This window comes from Haliea sp. E17 (assembly GCF_048323675.1).
In the GTDB taxonomy this organism is placed as follows: Bacteria; Pseudomonadota; Gammaproteobacteria; order Pseudomonadales; family Halieaceae; genus Mangrovimicrobium.
Window position 1 is genome coordinate 529,798 of record NZ_JBLWFK010000002.1, and the last position, 15,094, is coordinate 544,891.

A 15,094-nucleotide genomic window follows, 5' to 3' on the forward strand; every position below is an offset into this window, starting at 1 on the left:
GGGTTTTTCGCCTGCCATCCGGCTCGCGCCGGAAGGGTATTATGACACTCAGCGCTGGTCCAGCGGCAGGAAATCGCGCTGCGCGTGGCCAGTGTAGAGCTGGCGGGGACGGCCGATGCGGTAGGAGCCGCTTATCATCTCGTGCCAGTGGGCGATCCAGCCCACGGTGCGACCCACGGCAAAGATCACGGTGAACATGCTGGTGGGGATGCCGATGGCCTTGAGGATGATGCCGGAGTAGAAATCGACGTTCGGGTAGAGCTTCTTCTCGATGAAGTAGGGGTCTTCCAGGGCGATTTCTTCCAGGCGCTTGGCCACGGCCAGCAGCGGGTCATTGACGCCCAGCTCTGCCAGCACTTCGTCCGCGGCTTCCTTCATGACCTTGGCCCGCGGGTCGAAGTTCTTGTACACGCGGTGACCGAAGCCCATCAGGCGGAAGGGGTCGTTCTTGTCCTTGGCCCTGGCCACGAACTCGTCGATGCGCGAGACGTCGCCGATCTCCTCCAGCATTTCCAGTACCGCTTCGTTGGCGCCGCCGTGTGACGGTCCCCACAGCGCGGCGATACCCGCGGCGATACAGGCGAAGGGGTTGGCGCCGGAGGAGCCGGCCAGGCGCACGGTGGAGGTCGAGGCGTTCTGCTCGTGGTCCGCGTGCAGCAGGAAGATGCGGTCCATGGCCTTGGCCAGTACCGGGCTGACATTGCTCGGTTCACAGGGCACGCCGAACATCATGTGCAGGAAGTTTTCCGCGTAGCCCATGCTGTTGTCGGGGTACATGAACGGCTGGCCGATGGAGAATTTGTAGCTCATCGCGGCGATGGTCGGCATCTTGGCGATCAGGCGGAAGGCCGCCACCTGGCGGTTGTGCTCGTCAGCAATATCCAGTGAATCGTGGTAGAAGGCGGAGAGGGCGCCGACCACACCGCACATGATGGCCATGGGGTGGGAGTCGCGACGGAAACCATTGAAGAAGTGGGCCAGTTGCTCGTGCACCATGGTGTGGTTGGTGACGGTCTTGACGAACTTCTCTTTCTCCTCCTTGTTGGGCAGCTCTCCGTAGAGCAGGAGATAGCAGGTTTCGAGGTAATCGGAGTGCTCCGCGAGCTGCTCGATGGGGTAGCCGCGGTGCAGCAAAACACCCTTGTTACCGTCGATATAGGTGATCTGGGATTCACAGGAAGCGGTGGATACGAAGCCGGGATCGTAGGTGAACATGCCCTTGGCGGTCAGACCGCCAACGTCCACGACATCCGGGCCTATCGTGCCGGAGTACACCGGCAGCTCGATCGCCTCATCAATACCATCAATCTTGAGAGTGGCCTTTTTCTCGCTCATAGGGGGTCCTGCCAAGTAAATGAAGTAAATCGGGTGGGGGCTCCACTATAGAGTTTCCGATATTTTTGTCAATTGGCTGGCAGCAAAGAGGGTCGGTCCCGCAGGAACAGTCGAGGCGTAATCCGGAGGAGGGCATTGCCCGGTTCATGTCAGTAGGACGTCGACAACATGGGGTGTTTAAAGTTCATGACAGATTTGTAATTCATAAAATGAATCCTTATAATTTCGCGCGTTTTGGAGTGTCGCCTGCAAGGGGCAGCGCTTCAGAAGATCCGCCCCGACCACTAAACCGCCTTCTGGCGCCAACGATGGTACCCAACGTGAAAGACAATCGTCCCGTGAATCTGGACATCGGTACCATGCGGCTTCCTATTACCGCATGGGCGTCCATTACTCATCGCGCTTCTGGCGTGCTTCTCTTTGCCGGCGTTGCCGTGCTGTTGTGGATGCTGGATACCAGCCTCTCTGGCCCCGAAGGTTTCGCCGCGGTTCGCGAATGCCTGGACAGCTTCATCGCCAAACTGGTGGTGTGGGTCATTGTCGCCGGCCTGATCTACCACAGCCTCGCAGGCATCAAACACCTGGTGATGGACTTCGGCATCGGTGAAACCATGGCCGGTGGCGTGCTCGGCGCGCGCATCGTCATCGTTCTGTCGGTCGTTCTCATTCTGCTTGCAGGAGCTTGGATATGGTAAAGTCAGTTACCAGTTTTGGCCGCTCGGGTCTCTCCGACTGGTTGTTGCAGCGGGTCAGCGCGGTCATTCTACTGGCCTGGTTCCTGTGCGTCGGCGCAACCCTGGTCGGTGGCGTGGACTACCTGGAATGGAAATCACTGTTCGCCAGCACCAGCATGCGCGTCTTCACCCTGCTGGCAGTACTTTCACTCGCAGCCCACGCCTGGATCGGCATGTGGTCTGTCGGCACCGATTACCTGACCGAGCGCCTGATGGGCACGACAGGTAACGTACTGCGTATCGCCTACCAGATCGGCTGTGGCCTGCTGGTGTTCATCTATGTACTCTGGGCCATCCAGATTCTCTGGGGTTAATAGACTATGTCCGCAATTCGAACTATTTCCTTTGACGGCGTAATCGTCGGCGGCGGCGGCGCAGGCATGCGCGCGGCGCTGCAACTGGCCCAATCCGGCTACAAGACCGCCGTAATCTCCAAGGTATTCCCGACCCGCTCGCACACCGTGTCCGCCCAGGGCGGCATCACCTGCGCGATCGCCAGTGCCGACCCCAACGATGACTGGCGCTGGCACATGTACGACACCGTCAAGGGCTCCGACTACATCGGTGACCAGGACGCCATCGAGTACATGTGTTCCGTCGGCCCTGAAGCCGTATTCGAACTGGAGCACATGGGCCTGCCGTTCTCGCGCACCGAGGAAGGCCGCATCTACCAGCGCCCCTTCGGCGGCCAGTCCAAGAATTTCGGTGAAGGCGGCCAGGCCGCCCGCACCTGCGCCGCGGCGGACCGTACCGGTCACGCGCTGCTGCACACCCTCTACCAGGGCAACATGAAGAACAACACCGTGTTCTTCAACGAGTGGTACGCCACCGACCTGGTCAAGAACCAGGACGGCGCGGTGGTCGGCGTCATCGCCATCTGCATGGAGACCGGTGAAACGGTCTACGTGAAGTCCAAGGCGACCGTTTTCGCCACCGGCGGGGCAGGGCGCATCTACGCCTCCACCACCAACGCCCACATCAACACCGGTGACGGCGTCGGCATGGCCCTGCGCGCGGGCTTCCCGGTCCAGGACATCGAAATGTGGCAGTTCCACCCCACCGGTATCGCCGGTGCCGGGGTACTGGTCACGGAAGGCTGCCGCGGCGAAGGCGGCTACCTGATCAACAAGGACGGCGAGCGCTTCATGGAGCGTTACGCCCCCAACGCCAAGGACCTCGCCAGCCGCGACGTGGTTGCGCGCTCCATGGTGCTGGAAATCATCGAAGGCCGCGGCGCCGGCCCTGAAGGCGACCACGTCTTCCTGAAACTCGACCACCTCGGCGAGGAAGTGCTGCACTCGCGCCTGCCCGGCATCTGCGAGCTGGCCGAGACCTTTGCCCACGTGGATCCGGTCAAGGCGCCGATCCCGGTCGTACCCACCTGTCACTACATGATGGGCGGCATCCCGACCAACGTACACGGCCAGGCCCTGACCGTCGACGCCAACGGCAACGACGTGATCATCCCCGGTCTCTTCGCCTGCGGTGAAGTCGCCTGTGTATCCGTGCACGGCGCCAACCGCCTGGGCGGCAACTCGCTGCTCGACCTGGTGGTCTTCGGCCGCGCGTCCGGCCTGTTCATCGAGAAGGCCCTGCGCGACGGTATCGAGATGCGCGACGCCTCCGGCAGCGACATCGAGCAGGCCATGAGCCGCCTCGACCGCCTGAACAAGTCCACCAGCGGTGAAAAGGTCGCCGACCTGCGCAAGGAGCTGCAGAACGTGATGCAGAACCACTTCGGCGTATTCCGCAACGGCGAGTACATGCAGGAGGGCATCAAAAAGCTGTCCGACCTGCGCGGCCGGATCGAGAACGCGGTCCTGGAAGACAAGAGCCAGTCCTTCAACACCGCCCGTATCGAGGCGCTGGAACTGCACAACCTGTTCGAGGTTGCCGAAGCCACCGCGATCTCCGCGGAAGAGCGCAAGGAAAGCCGCGGCGCCCACGCTCGCGACGACTTCCAGGAGCGCGACGACGAGAACTGGCTCTGCCACTCCATGTACTTCCCGGCCGACAAGCGGGTGGGCAAGCGTGCGGTGAACTTCGAGCCGAAAACCGTTGATACCTTCCAGCCGAAAGCACGGACTTACTGAGGTCACTATCGATGTTGCAAGTTAGTATCTACCGCTACAACCCCGAGACCGACAAAGAGCCCTTCATGCAGGACTTCCAGGTCGACACCGCGGGCAAGGACCTGATGGTGCTGGACGTCCTGGAGCTGATCAAGGCCCAGGACACCACCGTGGCCTACCGTCGCTCCTGCCGCGAAGGCGTGTGCGGCTCCGACGGCCTGAACATGAACGGCAAGAACGGCCTGGCCTGTATCACCCCGCTGTCCGAGACAGTCCGCGGCAACAAGCTGGTGATTCGCCCGCTGCCCGGCCTGCCGGTGGTACGCGACCTGGTGGTCGACATGAGCCTGTTCTACAAGCAGTACGAGAAAGTACAGCCCTACCTGCAGAACAGCTCACCGGCACCGGCCATCGAGCGCTTGCAGTCACCGGAAGATCGCGAGAAGCTTGACGGCCTCTACGAGTGTATCCTGTGCGCCTGTTGCTCGACGTCCTGCCCCTCGTTCTGGTGGAACCCGGACCGCTTTATTGGTCCCGCCGGCCTGCTGCAGGCTTACCGCTTCCTGGCGGACAGCCGCGACACCGCCACCGAGGAACGCCTGGCGAAACTCGACGACCCGTTCAGCGTATTCCGCTGCCACGGCATCCAGAATTGTGTAAATGTGTGTCCCAAAGGCCTGAACCCGACCCGAGCGATCGGTCATATCCGCAACATGCTCCTGAGTCGAGCAACGTAAGCGTTAATTTTTAGCTTTAAGTTAGCTTTAGCTTAACTTTACAAGCTATTAATATTTTAGGCCTTTTTGACTCGGGGCCGCTGGTCTGACCCACCGGCGGCCCAACCCTTGGCGAGATTGCCGGTGCGCCAGCCGCATCCCCGGTAAGTCGCTGCTAGAATTCGGTAGACGCGCCCACAGGCGGGCGCCCATTTCTCCCTATCCGGAAGGGCCGTGATGCAAGAAAGCTCAATGGAACAGCTGTGGCGGAGTTCTCACATCGCCGGCGGCAATGCCACCTATGTCGAGGACCTCTACGAGTCCTATCTCAAAGACCCCAACGGGGTGCCCGAGCAGTGGCGTGATTACTTCAACAAACTGCCGCGGGTAGAAACCAGCGAAGTCCTGACCGAGGACATTCCCCACTCGGTGATTCGCGACCGCTTCGCCCAGATCAGCAAGATGCGGGTGCGCACCGAGGCAACCGTCGCCCACGACTCCCAGGCCACCGAGTACGAGCGCAAGCAGGTCCGGGTGGTACAGTTGATCTCCGCCTACCGCCAGCGTGGCCACCAGAAGGCCCGGCTCGACCCCCTCGGCATCGCCGAACGGGAACACGTGCGCGACCTCGAATTGTCCTTCCACGAACTCTCCGAAGCGGACTTCGACACCGTCTTCCAGACTGGCAGCCTGCACATCGGCAAGGCCGACGCCACCCTCGGCGAGATTCACGACGCACTGGAGCGCACCTACTGCCGCTCCGTCGGCGCGGAGTTCATGCACATCGTGAACACCGAGGAACGCCACTGGATCATGAGCCGCATGGAATCCGTGCGCAGCGCGCCGGACTACGGCAGGGACATCCGCATCCAGCTGCTGCGCCGGCTGATCAAGGCGGAAGGCCTGGAGAAATCCCTCGGCTCCAAGTACCCCGGCACCAAGCGTTTCGGCCTCGAGGGCGGCGAAAGCCTGATCCCCATGCTGGCGGAAATGATCCAGCGCCTGGGCGGCTACGGCGTCCAGGAGATCGTCATAGGCATGGCCCACCGCGGCCGCCTCAACGTGCTGGTCAATATCCTCGGCAAAAACCCTTCGGAACTGTTCGACGAGTTCGAGGGCAAGGCCTCATACACCAGCTCCGGCGACGTAAAATACCACCAGGGCTTCTCCTCGAACGTCATGACCCCGGGCGGCGAGATTCACCTGGCCATGACCTTCAACCCCTCCCACCTGGAGATCGTCTCTCCGGTGGTCGAGGGTTCGGTCCGTGCGCGCCAGGAGCGCCGCCAGGACGACTGCGGCGCGCTGGTCACGCCTATCGTGATCCACGGCGACGCGGCCTTTGCGGGGCAGGGCGTGGTCATGGAAACCTTCCAGATGTCCCAGACCCGGGCCTACAAAACCGGCGGGACCGTGCACATCGTGCTCAACAACCAGGTGGGTTTTACCACCAGCAAGCGCGAGGACGCCCGCTCCACGGAATACTGTACCGACGTGGCGAAGATGGTCCAGGCGCCGATCTTCCACGTCAACGCGGACGATCCGGAGGCGGTGCTCTTCGTCACCCAGCTGGCGGTGGACTACCGCACCGAGTTCAAGAAAGACGTGGTTGTCGACCTGGTCTGCTACCGTCGTCGCGGCCACAACGAAGCCGATGAACCGGCGACCACCCAGCCGCGCATGTACGCAGCCATCCGCAAGCACAAGACCACCCGCGACCTGTACGCGGCGCGCCTGATCGCCGAGAATGTGATCACCGAGAAAGAAGATACCGGCCTGGTGGACCGCTACCGCGATTCCCTCGACCGCGGCGAACCGCTGGTCAGCTCGCTGGTATCCGAGCCCAACAAGTCCCTGTTCGTCGACTGGTCTCCCTACCTGGGCCACCACTGGACCGACGAGGCAGACACCACCATCGACCTGCACAAACTGCAGGCCCTGGGCCACGAGATCAACGTCGACCCGGAAAACTTCCCGCTGCAGCGCCAGGTTACCAAGATCCTGGAAGACCGCCGCAAAATGGCGGCCGGCGCCACCCCGGTCAACTGGGGCTTCGCCGAGACCATGGCCTACGCCACGCTGCTGGAAGCGGGTTATCCGGTGCGTCTCACCGGCCAGGACGTCGGCCGCGGCACCTTCTCCCACCGCCATGCGGTGCTGCACAACCAGAAGGAAGAGGAAGTCTACATTCCGCTGCAGCATGTCGCCCCCGACCAGGCGCCCTTCGTCATCTACGACTCGCTGCTCTCCGAGGAAGCCGTGCTGGCCTTCGAATACGGCTATTCCACCACCATGCCCCAGGGCCTGGTGATCTGGGAAGCGCAGTTCGGCGACTTCGCCAACGGCGCCCAGGTAGTAATCGACCAGTTCATCACCAGCGGCGAACACAAGTGGCAGCGCCTGTCCGGCCTGACCATGCTGCTGCCCCACGGCTATGAAGGGCAGGGCCCGGAGCACTCCTCCGCGCGCCTGGAGCGCTTCCTGCAGCTGTCCGCGGAACACAATATCCAGGTCTGCGTGCCCAGCACCCCGGCCCAGGTCTTCCACATGCTGCGCCGCCAGGCGATCCGCCCCCTGCGCAAGCCGCTGGTGGTCATGTCGCCGAAGAGCCTGCTGCGCCACAAGGAGGCAATCTCCACCGTGGAGGAGTTGGCCCAGGGCCGCTTCCACACCGTGCTGGACGACCCGGACGGCCTGGATCGCAACAAGGTCACGCGGATCATCATGTGCAGCGGCAAGGTCTACTACGACCTGCGCGCCGCCCGCCAGGAGCGCGAGATCGACAACATCGCCATCGTGCGCATCGAACAGCTTTATCCTTTCCCCGAGGACGACCTGCTCGCGGTATTCCAGCAATACCCGAATCTTCGCGAAGCGGTCTGGTGCCAGGAGGAGCCCATGAACCAGGGCGCCTGGTACTCCAGCCAGCACCATATGCGCCGGGTGCTGTTTAACCACAAAAAAGACGTGTACCTGCAATACGTCGGTCGCGAGGCATCCGCGGCCCCGGCGGCAGGCTACATGGCGCTGCACCTGCAACAGCTTGAAACGTTTATCAACAACGCCCTGGCGCCCGAAGTGCCCTGGGTGTCATAGCGCGAAGGACAAGAAATGGCAATTGAAATCAAGGCTCCGGCGTTTCCCGAATCGGTAGCTGATGGTGAGGTCGCCACCTGGCACAAGCAGGAAGGCGAACAGGTGGCCAGGGACGAGCTGATCGTCGAGATCGAAACCGACAAGGTGGTCATGGAAGTGGTAGCGCCCGAAGACGGCGTCATCAGCAAGATCCTGGCCCAGGAAGGCGAAACCGTACAGAGCGAGCAAGTGCTGGCGGTACTGGAGCAGGGCGCATCTGCCGCTGCCAGTGGCGCAGCCGCGACACCGGCGCAAGCAGCACCCGCGGCCGTGGACGATGACGCGGAAGGCCCCGCGATGGGCCCCGCGGCGCGGCAACTGGTCGAAGAGCACCAGCTCAACCCCGCGGAGATTCCCGGCAGCGGCAAGAACGGCCGGGTCACCAAGGAAGATATCCTCGCCTACCTGAAAACCCGCGACAGCGCGCCTGCGGCCAAACCAGCGGCTCCCGCGGCCGCCGTCCCGGCCCCGGCAGCGCCCCAGGTACAGGCCAGCGGCGAGCGCATCGAGAAGCGGGTGCCGATGACCCGCATGCGGGCCAAGATCGCCGAACGCCTGCTGGAAGCCACCCAGAGCACAGCCATGCTGACCACCTTCAACGAGGTCAACATGGCCCCGCTGATGGAGCTGCGCAACAAGTACAAGGACCAGTTCGCCCAGGTGCACAACGGCACCCGTCTCGGCTTCATGGGCTTCTTTGTCAAGGCCGCCTGCGAAGCGCTGAAACGCTTCCCCGCGGTGAATGCCTCGATCGACGGCAATGACATCGTCTACCACGGTTACCAGGACATCGGCGTGGCCGTCTCCACCACCGACGGACTGGTCGTGCCGGTGCTGCGCGACGCCGACTTCATGTCGGTAGCCGACGTGGAAGCCTCGATTCGAGACCTCGGTGAGCGCGCCCGGGACAAGAAACTGACCATCGAGGACATGACCGGCGGTACCTTCACGGTATCCAACGGCGGGGTATTCGGTTCGCTGCTGTCAACACCTATCCTCAACCCGCCGCAAACGGGTATCCTCGGCATGCACAAGATTCAGGAGCGCCCGATGGCGGTGAACGGCGAAGTCGTGATCCTGCCCATGATGTACCTGGCGCTGTCCTACGACCACCGACTGATCGACGGCAAGACCGCCGTCCAGTTCCTGGTGGCGATCAAGGATCTGATCGAGGACCCGGCGCGGATTCTGCTGCAACTGTAAACTACCGGACGCGGGAAGGGCGGAGGCCCTTCCCGCATCGTCTCGCAAACAGGAAGAATCATGTCAGACAAATTTGATGTAGTGGTCATCGGCGCGGGACCCGCGGGTTACGTGGCGGCGATCAAGGCGGCCCAGCTCGGCCTGAACACTGCCTGTGTAGAGCAGTGGATCGACGACAAGGGCAAGCCCCGCCTCGGCGGCACCTGCCTGAACGTAGGTTGCATCCCCTCGAAAGCCCTGCTGGATTCCAGCTACAAGTACCACGAAGCCAAAGAACAACTCTCCCTCCATGGCATCAGCGTCAAGGACCCCACCATCGACGTGCCGGCGATGATCGGCCGCAAGGACCAGATCGTCAACCAGCTAACCACCGGTATCACCGGGCTGTTCAAGGCCAACGGCGTCACGGTGATCCAGGGCACCGGCAAGGTCCTCGCCGGGACCCGCGTGCAAGTCACCGACAAGGACGGCAATGTGTCCGAGGTGCAGGCGGGCAACGTGATCATTGCGGCGGGTTCGCTGCCGGTGAACATCCCCCCCGCGCCGGTTGACGGCGAGCACATTGTCGACTCCACCGGCGCACTGGAATTCCAGGCCATTCCTGAGCGCCTCGGCGTCATCGGCGCCGGCGTGATCGGCCTCGAGCTCGGCAGTGTCTGGGGCCGCCTTGGCGCCGAGGTGGTGGTTCTCGAGGCACTGGACGAGTTCCTGCCGATGATGGACGCCGAGATCGCCAAAGAGACCGGCAAGATCCTGAAAAAGCAGGGCCTGGATATCCGCCTCGGCGCGCGCGTCACCAATGCCGAAGTGAAAAAGGGCAAGGTTGCCGTGTCCTACAGCACCAGCGCAGGCGAACACACGGAAGTCTTCGACAAGCTGATCGTCGCAGTCGGCCGCCGTCCGCGCTCCGAGGAACTGTTCTCCTCCGACAGCGGCATCACCCTGGACGAGCGCGGCTTCATCTTCGTCAATGACTACTGCGAGACCGAAGCTCCCCACGTCTACGCCGTGGGTGACGTGGTGCGTGGCCCGATGCTGGCACACAAGGGCTCGGAAGAGGGTGTGATGGTCGCCGAGCGCATCGCCGGCAAGAAAGCCCAGATGAACTACGACATCATCCCGTCAGTCATCTACACCCACCCGGAAGTGGCCGCTGTCGGCAAGACCGAACAACAGCTCAAGGCCGATGGCGTTCCCTACAAGTCCGGAACCTTCCCCTTCGTGGCCTCCGGCCGGGCGCTGGCTTCCAACGAGTTCGAGGGTATGGTAAAAATCCTCGCCCACGAGGAGACCGACCGTGTCCTCGGCTGCCATATCGTCGGCCCCTCGGCCGCCGACCTGGTGCAGCAGGTAGTAATCGCGATGGAATTCGGTTCCAGTACCGAAGACCTTGCAATGATTGTGTTTGGCCATCCGACCCTGTCGGAGGCCGTACATGAAGCCGCTCTCGCTGTGGACGGCCACGCCATCCACATGCCGAATCGGAAAAAGCGGAAGTGACAACCGCGCCGGGTAAACAATAAAACCTATCGCCGATACCCGGCGCATTAAAGGGGCCCGCAAACGGCAGCTGCCGGATCGGGCCGAAATTCATGCAGCAGTAACGAAACAGAGCAGGACGACACATGAATCTTCATGAGTACCAGGGCAAACAGCTGTTTGCCGAATACGGACTGCCGGTCTCCAAGGGGTTTGCGGTGGATACCCCCGAGGAAGCGGCAGAAGCGGCGAAAAAGATTGGCGGCGATATGTGGGTTGTGAAAGCCCAGGTACACGCCGGTGGTCGCGGCAAGGCCGGCGGTGTGAAGCTGGTCAAATCTCCCGAGGAGTGCAAGGAATTCGCAGCCAACTGGCTGGGCAAGAACCTCGTAACCTACCAGACCGACGAAAACGGTCAGCCGGTCAGCAAGATCCTGGTTGAAACCTGCACCGATATCGCCGAGGAGCTGTACCTCGGTGCGGTGGTGGACCGCTCCACCCGCCGTATCGTATTCATGGCGTCCACCGAAGGCGGCGTCGAGATCGAGAAAGTGGCCGAGGAAACTCCCGAGAAAATCCTCAAGGCGACCATCGATCCCCTGACCGGCCCGCAGCCCTACCAGGGCCGTGAACTGGCCTTCAAACTGGGCCTGTCCGGCGACCAGATCAAGCAGTTCGTGAAGATCTTCATGGGCCTGGCGCAAATGTTCCAGGACAAGGACCTCGCCCTGATCGAGGTCAACCCGCTGGTGATCACTGAAGAGGGCAACCTGCACTGCCTGGACGCCAAGCTCGGTGTCGACGGCAATGCCATCTACCGCCAGAAGCAACTGGCCGAGATGCACGACCCCTCCCAGGAAGACGAGCGCGAAGCGCACGCTGCCAAGTGGGAACTCAACTATGTGGCCCTCGACGGCAACATCGGTTGCATGGTCAACGGCGCCGGCCTGGCCATGGGCACCATGGACATCGTCGCCCTGCACGGCGGTTTCCCCGCCAACTTCCTCGACGTGGGTGGCGGTGCAACCAAGGAGCGGGTCTCCGAGGCCTTCAAGATCATCCTCTCCGACGAGAACGTGAAAGCCGTCCTGATCAACATCTTCGGCGGTATCGTCCGCTGTGACCTGATCGCCGAAGGCGTGATCGGCGCGGTTGAGGAAGTGGGCGTCAAAGTGCCGGTCGTGGTGCGCCTCGAGGGCAACAACGCCGAACTCGGCAAGAAACTGCTGGCCGATAGCGGCCTGAACATCATCGCTGCGGACAGCCTCACCGACGCTGCCCAACAGGCGGTTAAAGCAGCTGGAGGTGCAGCGTAATGAGTATCCTGATCGACAAGAACACCAAAGTCATCTGCCAGGGCTTCACCGGCTCCCAGGGTACTTTCCACTCAGAACAGGCGATCGCCTACGGCACCAAGATGGTCGGCGGTGTAACCCCCGGCAAGGGCGGCCAGGAGCACCTGGGCCTGCCGGTGTTCAACACCGTAGCAGACGCGGTTGCCGAAACCGGCGCCGAAGCCTCCGTGATCTACGTACCGGCTCCCTTCTGCAAGGATTCCATCCTCGAAGCGGCCAACAGCGGCATCAAGCTGATCGTCTGCATCACCGAAGGCATCCCGACCCTCGACATGCTCGAGTGCAAGGTCAAGTGTGACGAGCTGGGCGTGCGCCTGATCGGCCCGAACTGCCCCGGCGTGATCACCCCTGGCGAGTGCAAGATCGGCATCATGCCCGGTCACATCCACCTGCCCGGCAAGGTCGGCATCGTGTCCCGTTCCGGCACCCTGACCTACGAAGCGGTCAAGCAGACCACCGACGCGGGCTACGGCCAGTCCACCTGCGTGGGCATCGGCGGCGACCCGATCCCCGGTTCCAACTTCATCGACATCCTGGCGATGTTCGAGAAGGATCCGGCCACCGAGGCGATCGTCATGATCGGCGAGATCGGCGGTACTGCCGAGGAAGAAGCGGCGGCCTTCATCAAGGACAACGTCACCAAGCCGGTGGTTTCCTACATTGCCGGTGTTACCGCACCGAAAGGCAAGCGTATGGGCCACGCGGGCGCGATCATCTCCGGCGGCAAAGGCACCGCGGACGAGAAGTTCGCCGCCCTGGAAGCGGCCGGTGTACGCACTGTGCGCTCCCTCGCGGAGATCGGTACCGCGCTGGGTGAAGTTACCGGTTGGTAATTGCCCCTGTGGTACTGCGAAAAGCCCGCCTTCTGGCGGGCTTTTTCGTTTCCGGGGTCTGTGGTTTGGAGTTCCGGTGTATTTGGTGCTGAGCAAGGGACCCGCGCTTCGCCTCCTGCAGTGCCCCCGGCGCCTGCGTTTTCAAGGCACCTGCCGGGGATTCAACACTCGCCAGTAACGATTCAACCCGGTCTGGTGAATTCCGCGCTATAGCCTTGAATTCAGCCAGAGAACCCCCATATCGGAGTCATTGCGTTAACCCCGAACCGAGAAGAGGACGCCATGACCGCCGAAGTACAACAAGAGACACTGGGTTTCCAGACCGAGGCGAAGCAGCTGCTTCACCTGATGATCCACTCCCTGTACTCGAACAAGGAGATTTTCCTCCGCGAGCTGATTTCCAATGCCTCCGACGCCATCGACAAGCTGCGCTTCCAGGCGCTGGCCGATGACAGCATCCTCGAAGGGGAGGGCGACTACGAGATCCGGGTGGATGTCGACAAGGACGCGAAGACCGTCACCATCAGCGACAACGGCATCGGCATGACCCGCGAGGAAGTGATCGAGAACCTCGGGACTATCGCCAAGTCCGGCACTGCGGCCTTCATGCAGAACCTCAGCGGCGACCAGAAACGGGACTCCCAGCTGATCGGCCAGTTCGGCGTGGGGTTCTATTCCGCGTTCATTGTCGCGGACCGGGTACAGGTGCATACCCGCAAGGCCGGCGAGCCGGCTGAATCCGGCGTGACCTGGGAGTCCCAGGGCGAATCGGAGTTTTCCGTAGGCCAGGCCGACAAGGCCGGGCGCGGTACCAGTATTGTCCTGCACCTGAAATCCGGCTGTGAGGAGTTCGCCGACGATTACCGGGTGCGCAGCGTGATCAAGAAGTACTCGGACCACATCTCCGTGCCGGTAAAAATGCTGGAGACCCCGTTCCCGGCGCACGCGGGCGAGGACGAGGGGGAGCCAGAACCTGCGGCACCCGAGTACAAGTCCGTGAACTCGGCGACCGCCCTGTGGACGCGCAGCCGTACCGAGGTTTCGGACGACGAGTACAAGGAGTTCTACCACCACGTTTCCCACGACTTCGACGAGCCGCTGACCTGGAGCCACAACCGGGTCGAGGGCAAACTCGAGTACACCAGCCTGCTGTACATCCCGAAACGCGCGCCCTTCGACCTGTGGAACCGGGAGATGGCGCGGGGCCTGAAACTCTACGTACAGCGCACCTTCATCATGGACGAGGCCGACCAGTTCCTCCCCCTGTACCTGCGCTTCGTCAAGGGCGTGGTCGACTCCAACGACCTGCCGCTGAACGTGTCCCGTGAAATTCTGCAGAAGGATGCCTCGGTCGACTCCATGCGCGGCGCGCTGACCAAGCGCGCGCTGGACATGCTGGAAAAACTGGCGAAAAACCAACCCGAACAGTACGCCGCCTTCTGGAAGGAGTTTGGCCAGGTCCTCAAGGAAGGGCCCGCGGAGGACTTCGCCAACAAGGAAAAAATCGCCAAACTGCTGCGCTTCTCCACCACCCACACCGACAGCCCGGAGCAGGACCAGGGCCTCGACGATTACCTTGCACGCATCAAAGAGGGTCAGGACAAGATCTACTACGTGGTCGGCGAGAACTTCAACACCGCGAAGAACAGCCCTCACCTTGAAATATTCCGCAAGAAGGGCATTGAAGTCCTGCTGCTGTGTGACCGGATCGACGACTGGCTGATGAGCCACCTGCAGGAGTTCGACGGCAAGCAGGTGCAGGACGTGGCCCGCGGTGCTCTCGACCTGGGCGAGGACAGCGAGGAAGAAAAAACCGAGCGCGAAAAACTGGAAAAGGAGAGCGAAGCCCTGGTCGAGCGCCTTGGCAAGGTCCTCGAGGAGAAAGTGGCCGAGGTGCGCGCCACCGTGCGGCTCACCGAGTCCCCGGCCTGCCTGGTAGTCGGCGAACACGACATGGGCGCGCAGATGCGCCGTATTCTGGAAGCGGCTGGTCAGGCTGTCCCCGACAGCAAACCGATCCTCGAGATCAACCCGCACCACCCCTTGCTCGAAATGCTCGACCAGGAGCAGGACGAGGAGCGCTTTGCCGATCTCGCCAGTGTCGTGTTCGACCAGGCCCTGCTCGCCGAAGGCGGGCAACTCGACGACCCGGCCACCTATGTAGCGCGCCTCAACCGCCTGCTGCTCACCCTGAGCGGCCGCTAGTACACTCCGCCAGGACCTCATGAAAGC

General features: G+C 62.3%; 11 protein-coding genes. 10 read left to right on the forward strand and 1 reads right to left on the reverse strand.

Going from position 1 to position 15,094, the window contains the following annotated elements:
• Positions 1 to 48: 48 nt before the first annotated feature.
• Positions 49 to 1,335 carry a citrate synthase gene (locus ACNKU3_RS05490; protein WP_418258410.1) on the reverse strand — a complete coding sequence of 429 codons (1,287 nt, stop codon included), beginning with the start codon at positions 1,333 to 1,335 and terminating at the stop codon, positions 49 to 51.
• A gap of 320 nt (positions 1,336 to 1,655) precedes the next feature.
• Between ACNKU3_RS05490 and sdhC the strand changes: the two genes are divergently transcribed.
• The 10 genes from sdhC to htpG all read left to right on the forward strand — a co-directional run bounded on the left by sdhC (position 1,656) and on the right by htpG (position 15,067).
• On the forward strand, positions 1,656 to 2,030 hold the full coding sequence (gene sdhC / locus ACNKU3_RS05495) for a succinate dehydrogenase, cytochrome b556 subunit (protein WP_418258411.1): 375 nt from the start codon (positions 1,656 to 1,658) through the stop codon (positions 2,028 to 2,030).
• A complete protein-coding gene (sdhD, locus tag ACNKU3_RS05500) occupies positions 2,024 to 2,383 on the forward strand; it encodes a succinate dehydrogenase, hydrophobic membrane anchor protein (RefSeq protein WP_418258412.1) in 360 nt (119 codons plus the stop codon). The genes sdhC and sdhD overlap by 7 nt, the downstream gene beginning before the upstream one ends.
• Before the next feature lie 6 nt (positions 2,384 to 2,389).
• On the forward strand, positions 2,390 to 4,162 hold the full coding sequence (gene sdhA / locus ACNKU3_RS05505; protein WP_418258413.1) for a succinate dehydrogenase flavoprotein subunit: 1,773 nt from the start codon (positions 2,390 to 2,392) through the stop codon (positions 4,160 to 4,162).
• 11 nt (positions 4,163 to 4,173) lie between these two features.
• A complete protein-coding gene (locus ACNKU3_RS05510) occupies positions 4,174 to 4,878 on the forward strand; it encodes a succinate dehydrogenase iron-sulfur subunit (protein ID WP_418258414.1) in 705 nt (234 codons plus the stop codon).
• Positions 4,879 to 5,094: 216 nt separating this feature from the next.
• Entirely contained in the window at positions 5,095 to 7,953 is a 2,859-nt protein-coding gene (locus tag ACNKU3_RS05515) for a 2-oxoglutarate dehydrogenase E1 component (RefSeq protein WP_418258415.1), read from the forward strand.
• A 15-nt stretch (positions 7,954 to 7,968) separates the two neighbouring features.
• A complete protein-coding gene (gene odhB / locus ACNKU3_RS05520) occupies positions 7,969 to 9,195 on the forward strand; it encodes a 2-oxoglutarate dehydrogenase complex dihydrolipoyllysine-residue succinyltransferase (protein WP_418258416.1) in 1,227 nt (408 codons plus the stop codon).
• Between the two features lie 60 nt (positions 9,196 to 9,255).
• Positions 9,256 to 10,695 carry a dihydrolipoyl dehydrogenase gene (gene lpdA, locus ACNKU3_RS05525; RefSeq protein WP_418258417.1) on the forward strand — a complete coding sequence of 480 codons (1,440 nt, stop codon included), beginning with the start codon at positions 9,256 to 9,258 and terminating at the stop codon, positions 10,693 to 10,695.
• A 125-nt stretch (positions 10,696 to 10,820) separates the two neighbouring features.
• A complete protein-coding gene (gene sucC / locus ACNKU3_RS05530; RefSeq protein ID WP_418258418.1) occupies positions 10,821 to 11,990 on the forward strand; it encodes an ADP-forming succinate--CoA ligase subunit beta in 1,170 nt (389 codons plus the stop codon).
• A complete protein-coding gene (gene sucD / locus ACNKU3_RS05535) occupies positions 11,990 to 12,862 on the forward strand; it encodes a succinate--CoA ligase subunit alpha (RefSeq protein WP_418258419.1) in 873 nt (290 codons plus the stop codon). Before sucC ends, sucD begins: the two co-directional genes overlap by 1 nt.
• 282 nt (positions 12,863 to 13,144) lie before the next feature.
• Complete coding sequence (gene htpG / locus ACNKU3_RS05540; protein WP_418258420.1) at positions 13,145 to 15,067, forward strand: molecular chaperone HtpG; 1,923 nt, start codon at positions 13,145 to 13,147, stop codon at positions 15,065 to 15,067.
• The last annotated feature ends 27 nt before the right edge of the window (positions 15,068 to 15,094 follow it).

What these genes read in the sequence shown, in the direction of transcription:
- ACNKU3_RS05490 (WP_418258410.1), bottom strand. Translation starts at nt 1,335, where the DNA reads ATGAGCGAGAAAAAGGCCACTCTCAAGATTGATGGTATTGATGAGGCG.
- sdhD (WP_418258412.1), top strand. Translation starts at nt 2,024, where the DNA reads ATGGTAAAGTCAGTTACCAGTTTTGGCCGCTCGGGTCTCTCCGACTGG.
- sdhA (WP_418258413.1), top strand. Translation starts at nt 2,390, where the DNA reads ATGTCCGCAATTCGAACTATTTCCTTTGACGGCGTAATCGTCGGCGGC.
- ACNKU3_RS05510 (WP_418258414.1), top strand. Translation starts at nt 4,174, where the DNA reads ATGTTGCAAGTTAGTATCTACCGCTACAACCCCGAGACCGACAAAGAG.
- ACNKU3_RS05515 (WP_418258415.1), top strand. Translation starts at nt 5,095, where the DNA reads ATGCAAGAAAGCTCAATGGAACAGCTGTGGCGGAGTTCTCACATCGCC.
- odhB (WP_418258416.1), top strand. Translation starts at nt 7,969, where the DNA reads ATGGCAATTGAAATCAAGGCTCCGGCGTTTCCCGAATCGGTAGCTGAT.
- lpdA (WP_418258417.1), top strand. Translation starts at nt 9,256, where the DNA reads ATGTCAGACAAATTTGATGTAGTGGTCATCGGCGCGGGACCCGCGGGT.
- sucC (WP_418258418.1), top strand. Translation starts at nt 10,821, where the DNA reads ATGAATCTTCATGAGTACCAGGGCAAACAGCTGTTTGCCGAATACGGA.
- sucD (WP_418258419.1), top strand. Translation starts at nt 11,990, where the DNA reads ATGAGTATCCTGATCGACAAGAACACCAAAGTCATCTGCCAGGGCTTC.
- htpG (WP_418258420.1), top strand. Translation starts at nt 13,145, where the DNA reads ATGACCGCCGAAGTACAACAAGAGACACTGGGTTTCCAGACCGAGGCG.